A 10493-nucleotide genomic window follows, 5' to 3' on the forward strand; every position below is an offset into this window, starting at 1 on the left:
ACTCACGATCGGAAGCTCGCCGCAGCCGGATTGGTCGGACACCCCGGGCCGGGATCGTTGTGCACTATGAGGGCGAGACCGATTGCGAAGGTCAGTCTCCTGCTCGCCCTCTGATACCATCCCCCCGGGCATTATTCCGTTTCCTTTACGGAGAGGCAATCAGCCAAATCGGTCCAGAATGGATGGAGGGGCTGCCTGGCAAGTGCTGCCTGCGGTGCGAGCGTCACGCAACGTCGCCGTGACGTCACTTGTGACGCGAGTATCTCGCTACCGGCATGCACCTGTCGTTGGCGGAATTAATTCCACGGCCATGACCACCACGATCGTCCGCCCGCTGCACTTGCCGATCAATGTCACATTCGCGCTCGGCCCTCGGGGTTTATGATGGCCGCGACCCTGCTGACGACCATCCGTGCCGTGAACAGCGGCTCATATGTCGCGACACCGGTAGCGACCGCTCGCTGACCGCAACGAGAATTGGCGGTGCCATTTCATGCGCTGCTTCCCCAGGCATTTGCAATGTAGGATCGCACCTGATGTTCTTGATTCGTTCGCAACGAAGCGGACCGAGGCTGCGTCCCTGTGCTCAATCGGAGCCACGCGATCGCGCGTCTCGCACTGATCATAGAAGGATCAGGCAATGGCCGTGGAAATCTCCGTTTACGTCGACCCTGCCCGCGATAGTGGCGAAGTGCCTGAAGGCGCGCCTGTTACGGTGCAGCGGCTCTTAGACGTGGGTGACACCATCACGGTGACACAGGTCGGCCCGGACGGCACGGCACTCGTGCGCATCAATCCGCTCGGCGACGAAGCGGTCACGCTTGCGTTCGCTGGCGCGCTCACCGAAACGTTCGAAGGGCTGGAGTATCGCAGGCTGCCGATCAACGGCACGCTGACCTTGGCCGATCCGTGGGATTCGACGCCGATCCTGCAGACGCAGGCGCGCTTCGATCGCGACGAAGCCTATGATCGGCATCTTACGGGTGTGCCGGCCGTGTTCGACCGCGGTGTCGTCGTCAGCGAATGGTATGCCGACGACGTTCCCACGGGCCTCGATCTCACGATTAACGGTAATGACTTCGCCGGCAAGATGCTGAAATATATCTCGATCTGCACGTCCGGTTCACATGAGCTGGTGTCGGAGAGCGAGGGCGAACTGATCCCGGGGCAGGGCACCTGCATCATCGATGATGATTTCAACGGCGCGCCGAACGGCACGCTTGTCAGCGACGACAACAGCGACAAGGGGGCTTGGGTCGGTGAGGGCGGCCCGACGACCATGGTGCTCATCGCCGACACCTATGCCACGCCACCCTCAGGCGTCACCGCCAATTCCCTTGCCGAGATCGACGTTGGCGAGACCGATGTTATGGCAGACTTTGGGTACGGTGACCTTCAGGGCAGCGGCGGTAGCCTGATCATGCTCCTATGCTACGATCGCGCCGAGAAAAATGCCGTACGTGTCGCTGTCACCCTCAACAACGCACAGAACCGCGTCGAGGTCTCCTTCTTCACATATAAGAAGGGTGCGCAAATTGGTGTTAACAAGTACACGTTCCTGCACATTCCACAGCCTGGCGACATCCTTCGCCTGAAGCTGCAGAACAGTCAGCTCACCGTCTATAAGAAATACGTCACCACTGACGGCGACACCAGCTATAGGCGAATGAATATCGGCAACTATCAAGCCAGCGGGTATAGCAATGAAGGTGCCGGCGTCATCGACATCAGCGCCTCGCCCTGGGACTATGCCAGGGGCACTTGGTTCTACTGGACCGTCTCCGGCACTACAGCCAACACTCACCGCATGGACCGCGTCACCGTCTGGGCGCTGAGCGGCTCGGGTTTTAATATCGCGTCGGTCGAAGACGGTGAGACTGTCGTCGGCCTGCCGACGCGCTCGCAAGGCCACACCCTGAAGATCAACGGCGTCTATGACGGCAGCGCGCCAACCAGCCTTGACGTGGAGGTTACGCAGAGCACCACGGTCGTGCTGGATCGTCGTCCGGCAAGCATCACGCAGGCCGAAGACGGCACCTGGAGTGCCACGGTGCAGAGCCTGGATCTTTTGGGGCTGGACGCGACCAAGGACCATGCGGTGAGAATCTGGAAAGACGGGGCTGGCAATCCCGCCACCCTCAGCTTCCGGCCCACCATTTATGCCGAGCTGCAGCCTCACCATCCGGCTCAGCAGAAGAACAGCGAGACCTACTGGGAGGGCACCGACAGCTATCGCGACCTCGGTCCCAAACTCTTCTGGCTCACCTTCTACCCCGGCAGCAACCAAGACACTCCGCTGCACCCGGCTGATCAGAGTGCCGATCCGGTGGCGGAAGGCGCCGTCGGCCTCGATGGCGTTGTTCACACCTACCCTGGAGGCGGCACCACGAGCAGCCGCCTAAGGGCAATCCTGCCCTATAGCCGGGGTGCTGGTCGCTACGGCACTGGCGTGAAGTGGGTCGTCAAGGGCTGGCCTGCTGGCATGACGGCCGGCATCGGAGGCAACGCCAACGACTACACCATCGTCCCCGGTGCTCCGGCCGGTGAGATCTGGTTCAACTTCCCCCGCGCCGAGAACACGGACACGGGCAACAAGATCGTCTACCTTGAATTTGCGGGCAACCTTCCCGCCGAGGGCTTCGACACGCGTGCGATCAGCGTCGCGCCCGAGGGGAGCGGCACCGACTTCTGCACGCCTGTCGAGCATCAGATGAAGGCTGGCATCAAGGGCATGCGGTTCATGCAGGCCGACGACATCAATTCTGTGAACGTCATTCCTGGTGGCCGGGTTGATCCCTGGTTCGGTACGAATCAGAACGGCTTCGGGCTGGACACCAAAATCGAGCACTGCAACGCGCTTGGCTGCGACCTCTGGTTCAATATCCCCCGAGACGCCAAGAACGAGTGGATCACGACTGCCGCCACCTTTATCAGGGACAATCTAAACTCCGGCCTCAAGGTCTGGCCGCAGTACGCTAATGAAACCTGGAATGTCGCCGGTGGTGGCTTCGTCCGCACGAACTGGTACACAGCAATCAGGGGTATCGAGCGCGGCCTTGTGGCCCCGTCAGCAACCACCTTCGCGGATGCAGAGCCACTGGGATTCAACATCACTATTCCTGAAGTTGACGTTTGGGTGGTGCCCTATCGCATCAGCGACCTGCGCATCATTGCGAACCCGCTGGCCGCCTACAACATCTTCCCGATCAATTTCGACCTTCCGGAGTTTGAGGATTTCCGGAGCTTGAATGGCGGCACCCTCACGGGCGTGCATTTTGTGCAGAACATGACGGTGTTACGCTCTGCGGATGGCAGCAACAACCCAAGCTACCTCACGCCGGGGATGCTGCGCTATGTCCGGCCTGCGACGGGTGAGGATCTCGCCAAGTGGTGCCCCTTCGATAATTACCTGAGGGCATGGCAGTCGATCGAGTCCGACTATCACTTCCACTCGGCCGGTGCGGCGGACGTGTGGGGCATGGGCGATTATAAGATCATCGTCACAGAGAAGGATATCTCCGCCGGCGATACTCTCAGCCTCGATAACTGCGGCGTCTATCTTATTCCCTCCTATATAGTCGCTAGCGACCGGTATACGACGGTGAGGGAGGCTGAAATCCACGACATATTCACAGACGTGTTTGGCGGCCACGAGCGCCTCAATCGTGTTAAAGGCTGGTGGTGGGCTGCCGCTTCCAGCATTATAAACCCCAATAGCCTCGCTAATGTTCTCGCCTGGTATGGGGACACGAGCAAGTTCGATTATTACGCCTGCGCTCCTTATTGGGGCAATGATCCCCTGGGCTACCTCTACATGGGCATCACGACGCCGTATGATAGGCCGGGCGGCTGGGCCCTCGATAGCGGCAAGCAGTTCTATCCGGGGTGGGGCCTCACGACAAAGGCGCTGGTCGATAGCGATCAGGCGGCGTGGCTGAATTTCAGCATCTACGGCAACACGGCAGGCACCGGCTCGAATTTGGATGGCCCATGGCCGCTGTCGATGAAGGCCACCGTCTACGCCATCGGTTCAGCGGCGCATAGGAATGAGCGCGCCTTCCGCTCTATCGTTCCTGGCTACGTTCCCAACTCGATCAAGTTTTGCAGCTACGAGTGCGGCATGGGTACCGGCATGATGCTGGATCACGACTCAGGTTATGCGGAGGAGAACAGCGCATCAGATAATGCAACGGCCGCCTATGAGGCTTTGCTGAACCACCCTGCAATGCGCGACTGGACGTATGGCTATTATGCCGGCATCAGGGATGTACTCGGCGGCGCCCATTTCCAGTTCGTGGATCTGCGCGGCAGCGTCACGGAGGTCGGGACGCAATATCTGCGCTACGGCCTAGGCAACAACGTACATGATACCGGCTCGCCCGCTTTGCTGGGCTGGCTCGAGGCTGCGGCGCTCCCGGAATAGTGCTTCGACGTTAACGAGGCGGCCGCGCGATCAGGGGCGGCCGCTTCGCCTTTCGAGGATTTCCTGCAGCGGCGGGGAGCTTGCCTTGCCGGCGGAGCCGCTGGCAATGTTTGAACTGCCGGCGACGCCACATCAAGTCCCTCCTGGACCTGCACAGCATCCAGTGCGACGCCGCGGTGGTGTGCATGAGCTGCGGCAGGACCGCCGTCTATGATCCGGACTCCCTTGCCGGCTACCTGCGGACCGCGCGACGGCCCGAGAGGCTGGAGGATATCGGGCAGCACTTCTCGTGTCGGCGCTGCCGGTCCCGGGAAATCGAGGTGAAGCCATTCCCGCGGGCGCACAGGCCCGAGCCGCTGCCGGTCCCGGACAGGCCGGTTCCCCTCTACGTATTGCCGCCGGGCAGATGCGCCCGCGAGCTTGCCGAGGCCGAGAAGGCGCTCGCCGAGGCGCTGAAGGAGGTCCCCGCCATCATGCCTGTCCTGGTTCGGCAGGCGGACGTCCGTGAGAGGGGGAGGCACGCGGGATATATGCTGCGGGAACGGCTGTCCCCGAGGGGTGGATTACTGAGTGGAGGCGGTGGAATGCGGGCGTTCTCAATAGCCATTGTTATCGTCCGAAAATCGATTTGGCTCGACCCAGGTGAGCCTCTTGATAGATCGGCGGCGAAACAGGAACATGGCCCAGCCGCCGTGGCGCAGAGCATCGCCACCGCCTCGATGTAGCCGAGCGTCGACGGCGTTTCGGTGAAAGCCATCGCGATCCAAAACGGGATCGTTGGCACCCACTTAAGGCTGCGTAAGTCCCTTATGAAATGGCCCAGATAGACGCAGATTTGGTCATCGATAAGATCGAAGACCGCTCGCCAAAATCGCTCATGACGGAAACTAACGAGAAACATGACGACTAAAGCTTCTGGGGCTCGCCTTTGCGGAGACTTACTGACGCCACCGCTGGGGTTCACGGCCGGCGGCCACATTCCTTTGCAAGGCGCCGGACATCCTCGATCAGGCGTCCAGACCAGCTGGGTCATCCCCGTCCAAGCCAGCCTATGATGCTCCCGAGCCACCATCAGCTTGTGAAGTAGCGCCTTTAGGTCTGAGCCGGGCGATATCGGACCCGGCGCCGCCCGGCCGGCGTTGAGGAGAATAACGCCACGCCCGAGCCGGCGTCGTTCAGTGCAGGAGCATAGGATGTCGGACGATGTGCAGTCCCGCGCGGACGATATCGACCTGTCCGGCAGAGAGCGGCAGGACGCTTACGAACAGCAGTTGATGAGCGCGCGGGTCCTTCACGAAGTGATCCGCCGATCCGGCGACGAGGAGCTGGACCGGCCCGCCCTCTCGCTCTTGTGGTCCGGACTGGCGGGCGGCGTCGCGATCAGTGCATCGCTCATGGGACAGGCGCTCATCGAAAGCAGGCTCCCCGATGCGCCCTGGCGGCCACTGGTGGCGAGTTTCGGTTATACGCTCGGCTTCCTGATCGTGATCCTGGGCCGTCTCCAGCTCTTTACCGAGAGCACGCTGTCGGCGGTCATACCGGTGGCGACGCATCTCAGCCTCGCCAATGTCCGCCGCATGCTCCGCCTGTGGAGTCTGGTACTCTGCTTCAATCTGATCGGAACGCTGCTCATCGCCACGGCGACGGGCCTGTCGCTGATCGGGTCGGTGGAGCAGCGCGCAGCCATGCTCGAGGTCTCCCGCAAGCTCATTGAGCATGATTGGCTCGAGACCCTGAAACTCGGGGTCCCGGCTGGTTTCCTGATCGCCGCGGTGCCGTGGATCATGCCCGTCGCCAGGGGGCAGGGCTTCTGGGTGGTGCTGGCGCTCACCTACAGCATCGCGCTCGGCGGCTTCGCGCATGTCGTGGCCGGTTCGGGCGAGGCTTGGCTGCTGGCGGTCTGCGGGGAGACGAGCTTCGCGCACGCCGCCTTCGGGCTGATCCTGCCTGCGCTTCTCGGCAACATCATTGGCGGGACCGGGCTGTTCGCTCTTCTCGCCCATGCCCAGGTACGCCAGGAGCTCTAGCGACGCGCGCCCGCGCCCTTACGGACGGCTGCTATCGCGCGACGAGGGGCACGCCGTAGCGCCGTAGCAACCTTTCGATCTCGGCCCGGCGTCGCTCCAGGATCGCGTCGACGCGGCGCAGGAGCACCGTATCGTCCCTCCGCGCCGCTACCGAGATGTCAAACACCATCGGCAGCTGCGGGCCGTCGAACAGCGGCGAAACGGGGCTGATCGCCACCCGCTCGGGATGGCGCAGCCGGTAATAGCCCGCCACCGGTCCCCAGACATAGGCGATGTCGAGTTTGCCGCTCGTCAACGCATCGAGGATCGCGTCCTGCGGGTAGGCGCGGCGATAATCCCCCTGGACCATGAACCCGCGTACGTTCCGGACGATGCCGCGGCGTGTCAGGGCATGTGCGGGCGGGGTGTTGATGCCGTCGTCGCCGATCAGCTGCACCCCGATGCGCAGGTGCCGCAACCGGGGGTCATCGAACGAGCGCGGGACGGGGGAGCTCCCATGCCGCCGCGCCACGACCACATAGCTTGACCGGTAATAGGGCGTGCTCGTTGCCACCGCCTCCAGCGTGCTGCCGACGCCCGGCACCAGATCGCACTGCCCGGCGCGCAGCGTCTCACGCAGATTGCCGCGGCGCTGCGCCCACCAGACGTAGCGAAGCTCCGCGTTCATGTCGCGGGCGATCAGCCGGACAAGGGCGTTCTCGAAACCCTGTTCCGCCCGGTTCGAAAAGGGCATGTTGTTGGGATCGGCGCAGACGCGCAGCACTGCGCGTGCCGGCGCCGCGGCGGCGGGCATGCACGCGCCGACGGACGCGAGGAGCACGCAGGCCCGAACAACCCTCATCGCGCCACCACGCCCCAGGGCCTGCCGCCGAGCCGGATCGTGCCCGCCGGCCGGTTCTGCACCAGATCGACGACGCTCATGTCGCCGCTGAGCCCGTTGGCGGTGTAGAGGCGCCGGCCATCCGGCGAGAGAGCCAGGTTCCAGGCCCGCCACCCGACCGGGAACGTCCGCACCAGGGCCAGCGTCCGCGGATCGAGTTCGGCGACGAGCCTGGCCCGGCCCAGCGCCACGAAGGCGCGGTCGCCGCCGCGCGTGAAGGCGATCGCTACGGCCTGCAGCTTGTTCTCCGATGGCCGCTCGCCGGGGATTGCGCTGTTGAAGTCGATCCGGCCGACGGGGCGGCGGGTGGCAGTGTCGAAGGCGGTTACCGTCGCGCGAACCTCCGAGGAAACCCAGAAGCGCCGCCCACCGGGTTCGAAGGCGACGAAGCGTGGACGAGTGTCGACGATCAGATTGTCGATCACGGCGGCCGTGCGGGCATCGATGACATGGGCCATGCTCGCCGTCTCGGAGGTCTGCACGACGAGGCGGCCATCCGGGCTCGCCGCGGTCCCTTCCGGCTCACCGCCGACCGGCACCTTCGCCACCAGCCTGCCGGCCGCGATGTCGACGATGGAAAGCAGATTATCGTCCTCGTTCGCCACATAGAGGCGGCTGCCGTCGGGCGAAAGGGTGATCGTCTCGGGGTCCGGCCCGCTCGGCAGCGCCGGCAGGACGCGGTTCTGGTCGAGGTCGATGACATCCACGCGGCTGTCGCCGCCGCTCGCCACGTAGAGGCGCCGCCTGTCCGGCGAGAGCACCATGCCCCTTGGCCGGCGGCCGACCGCGATGTCCATCCGCAGCGCGAGGGCGGCGGCGTCGATGACATGGACCACGTTCGATGCCTCATCCGACACATAGATCGCCGGGCCGGTCGAGGGCGCGGCGTGGCAGGCGGAGAGCGCGAGCAGCGCCAGCGTGATCCGCCTCATGTCTGGGTGTAGAGGAAGGCTGACAGGTCGCGCGCCTGATCGGGGCGCACGCCCAGGCGCGGCATGGCAGTGCCCGGCGTGATCGCCTGCGGGTCGATGATCCAGCGCTGGAGGTTGTCCGGGTTGTTGGCGAGCTTGCCGGCGATGATCGCGCGGGCACCGATCGTGTCGAGCGGCGGGCCGACCATGCCCTGCGCCTGCGGCACACCGCTCGCGGCGTGGCATGCCCCGCAGCCGAAGGCCGCAAACAGCTTCGCGCCTCGCTGGGCGTCGCCGCCGGTGATTGCCTCGGCCCGTTGGCGCAGCTGCGTCTGCTCGTGCCGATATTCGAACGTCACGCCACCCGCAGCAGCGGCGACGAGCGCCGTCACCACGGCCAGCGCGATCCGGCTATTCCGCCGAAACGGCATGGCGTTCCTCCCCAGGCTTCAACCAACGGTACAGGATGACCAATGCCGCGCCCATGTGGACGATCCCGCCCGGTATCCACATGATCAGGCCGGCCAGCTGCTGGTCTTCCTCGGGCGTGAGGCCGAGCGGCGTCATCCCCATTGCTGCATAGCCTGCATACCAGGGGCTGGAGGAGAGGGCCATCAGTCCCCCCAGCGCCGCGCCGACGCAGGCGGTGATAAGCAGGCAGAAGGCGGCGACGCCGGCGCTGCCGCGCGCGTCCGCTCGCGCGATCGTCCACCAGAAGAGCAGCGAGGTGACGATGAAGCTGAGATGCTGCGCGACATGCCACCCCTCGCTCGCCAACGCGCGATCGAACAGCGCCGGGGCGTGCCATAGCCACAGCGCAGCGGCCTGCAGGGCGGTGGCGACCCACGGCGAGGACAGGGCCCCCCAGCCGGCCGCAATCGACCGCGCATGGACCAGCCTTCCGAATGCCCGGCGCGCGGCCGCGGGCAGACCCCACAGAAGCATCGACCCCGCGCCCGCGGTGGCGAGCAGCAACGTGGCGACGAGCATGATGAGCTCATGCTCGATCATGTGAACGGTGAAGGAGCGTTCCCCCGCCTCGTGCAAAGGCGATACCAGCGACGCTGTCAGCACGAGCCAGCCGAGGCCAAACAGCAGCGCGTCGCGTCGCATCGCCCTGCGCCCGCGTCGCGCCCGTGCCCAGAGCCGCGCAAAGCCCACTCCATAGAGCAGCAGCGTGATCGCGAGCGGCAGCGTCACCGATGGCGCCAGGGTCCAGCCGGGCGCCTCGGCATGATCGTGCCCGGCATGGGCAAGCGCTGCCTCCGGCAGCAGCAGGAGGCACAGCATCGCCTTTGCCCGCCTCATGACAGGCAGCCCGGCACCAGCAGGCCGGCGATGGTCTGCATGAGGATCGGGAACGCCAGCAGCAAGGCAAGGAGCATGCTCAGGAGCGCGACGAACTGCCATCCGTCCTGCTCCGTGCGTCCGTCCTGCCAGCGGCGGTAGGAGAGCATGGCGCCGGCCGCGACCAGCGCCAGGCCCGCCGCCCCGAGCAGCGCGACGCTCCACCAGTGCCCCCTCGTGCACTGGGCGAAGATCATGCCGGAACCCGCCTGCTGGCTCAGATACCAGCCGGCGACCCCGCCGATCAGGCCGGCCCAGGGCTGAAGGATGCGCCGCATCACGGAAGCCATCGCGGCACCCAGTAGATGAGCAGGTAGATCAACAGCCAGGAGAGCCAGACGAACCGCCAGTAAAGCGCGTTCTCGCTGGTATCGACGAAGCGATTGGCTTCCTTGCCATGCTCCGTGAACATCAGCGCGGTGAGGACGAGAGTGTCGCCCCAATCCGTCACCAGGTGGGTGGTGTGCAGGAAGAGCAGCAGCCACATCACGGAGCCATAGGCATTGTCCGTCCAGCTCACGTTGAGTGACGCGAACTCGAAGCCGCGCAGCACGAACAGCGGGATCACGGCCGCCGACATCACCACCAGCCCCTTGCGCACCGTCGCCAGATCGTAGCGCTCCGCGGCACGCTTGATCCAGCTGTTGGGGATTTCGGTCAGCAGGATCAGGATGGTGAGGAGCGAGCCGGCGAGCAGGTCCGGCGGGGCCAGCGGTGCCGGCGGCCAGGTCTGCTCCTTGTCGAGGATGAAGAAATAGGCCGCGAAGGAGAGCGCAAAGAACATCCCCTCCACCACCATGAAGCCGATGATGCCCCACCAGGTGATGCTGCGGTGGCCGAAGCCATGGGTCGGCAGCGCGGCAAGGTCGCCTTCGAAGCGTACGCCGTCGGCCATGCTGCGCCCG

General features: G+C 64.7%; 9 protein-coding genes. 3 read left to right on the top strand and 6 right to left on the bottom strand.

Translation table 11 applies throughout. From position 1 onward, the window contains the following. Positions 1-640: 640 nt before the first annotated feature. The 3 genes from KOF26_RS05465 (at position 641) to KOF26_RS05475 (ending at position 6450) form a co-directional block, all read left to right on the top strand. Entirely contained in the window at positions 641-4423 is a 3783-nt protein-coding gene (locus KOF26_RS05465) for a hypothetical protein (protein WP_216321292.1), read from the top strand. A gap of 185 nt (positions 4424-4608) precedes the next feature. After that, a complete protein-coding gene (locus KOF26_RS05470) occupies positions 4609-5148 on the top strand; it encodes a hypothetical protein (protein WP_216321296.1) in 540 nt (179 codons plus the stop codon). A 468-nt stretch (positions 5149-5616) separates the two neighbouring features. Further along, positions 5617-6450, top strand: a complete 834-nt coding sequence (locus KOF26_RS05475) for a formate/nitrite transporter family protein (RefSeq protein ID WP_216321299.1) — start codon at positions 5617-5619, stop codon at positions 6448-6450. Between the two features lie 31 nt (positions 6451-6481). On the opposite strand, the gene KOF26_RS05480 is transcribed toward KOF26_RS05475, so the two are convergent. Genes KOF26_RS05480 through KOF26_RS05505 form a run of 6 tightly spaced genes read right to left on the bottom strand, consistent with a single transcriptional unit; the run spans position 6482 to position 10483 of the window. Beyond that, positions 6482-7243: a quinoprotein dehydrogenase-associated putative ABC transporter substrate-binding protein gene (locus KOF26_RS05480; protein ID WP_216321302.1), complete on the bottom strand. Its 762-nt coding sequence runs from the start codon at positions 7241-7243 to the stop codon at positions 6482-6484. A gap of 44 nt (positions 7244-7287) precedes the next feature. Then, positions 7288-8262 carry a PQQ-dependent catabolism-associated beta-propeller protein gene (locus KOF26_RS05485; protein ID WP_216321305.1) on the bottom strand — a complete coding sequence of 325 codons (975 nt, stop codon included), beginning with the start codon at positions 8260-8262 and terminating at the stop codon, positions 7288-7290. Continuing rightward, complete coding sequence (locus KOF26_RS05490; RefSeq protein WP_216321322.1) at positions 8259-8672, bottom strand: c-type cytochrome; 414 nt, start codon at positions 8670-8672, stop codon at positions 8259-8261. The genes KOF26_RS05485 and KOF26_RS05490 overlap by 4 nt, the downstream gene beginning before the upstream one ends. Further along, positions 8653-9549, bottom strand: a complete 897-nt coding sequence (locus tag KOF26_RS05495) for a cytochrome c oxidase assembly protein (RefSeq protein WP_216321324.1) — start codon at positions 9547-9549, stop codon at positions 8653-8655. Before KOF26_RS05495 ends, KOF26_RS05490 begins: the two co-directional genes overlap by 20 nt. Then, on the bottom strand, positions 9546-9866 hold the full coding sequence (locus tag KOF26_RS05500; protein ID WP_216321327.1) for a hypothetical protein: 321 nt from the start codon (positions 9864-9866) through the stop codon (positions 9546-9548). The genes KOF26_RS05495 and KOF26_RS05500 overlap by 4 nt, the downstream gene beginning before the upstream one ends. Then, entirely contained in the window at positions 9866-10483 is a 618-nt protein-coding gene (locus tag KOF26_RS05505) for a cytochrome c oxidase subunit 3 (protein WP_216321331.1), read from the bottom strand. Before KOF26_RS05505 ends, KOF26_RS05500 begins: the two co-directional genes overlap by 1 nt. Positions 10484-10493 lie beyond the last annotated feature (10 nt).

This window comes from Sphingomonas quercus (assembly GCF_018863195.1).
Taxonomy (GTDB): Bacteria; Pseudomonadota; Alphaproteobacteria; order Sphingomonadales; family Sphingomonadaceae; genus Solisphingomonas; species Solisphingomonas quercus.

Excerpts from the sequence above, each read along its gene's own strand:
- KOF26_RS05465 (WP_216321292.1), top strand. The coding sequence starts at position 641 with ATGGCCGTGGAAATCTCCGTTTACGTCGACCCTGCCCGCGATAGTGGC.
- KOF26_RS05470 (WP_216321296.1), top strand. The coding sequence starts at position 4,609 with ATGAGCTGCGGCAGGACCGCCGTCTATGATCCGGACTCCCTTGCCGGC.
- KOF26_RS05475 (WP_216321299.1), top strand. The coding sequence starts at position 5,617 with ATGTCGGACGATGTGCAGTCCCGCGCGGACGATATCGACCTGTCCGGC.
- KOF26_RS05480 (WP_216321302.1), bottom strand. The coding sequence starts at position 7,243 with ATGCCCGCCGCCGCGGCGCCGGCACGCGCAGTGCTGCGCGTCTGCGCC.
- KOF26_RS05485 (WP_216321305.1), bottom strand. The coding sequence starts at position 8,262 with ATGAGGCGGATCACGCTGGCGCTGCTCGCGCTCTCCGCCTGCCACGCC.
- KOF26_RS05490 (WP_216321322.1), bottom strand. The coding sequence starts at position 8,672 with ATGCCGTTTCGGCGGAATAGCCGGATCGCGCTGGCCGTGGTGACGGCG.
- KOF26_RS05495 (WP_216321324.1), bottom strand. The coding sequence starts at position 9,549 with ATGAGGCGGGCAAAGGCGATGCTGTGCCTCCTGCTGCTGCCGGAGGCA.
- KOF26_RS05500 (WP_216321327.1), bottom strand. The coding sequence starts at position 9,866 with ATGCGGCGCATCCTTCAGCCCTGGGCCGGCCTGATCGGCGGGGTCGCC.
- KOF26_RS05505 (WP_216321331.1), bottom strand. The coding sequence starts at position 10,483 with ATGGCCGACGGCGTACGCTTCGAAGGCGACCTTGCCGCGCTGCCGACC.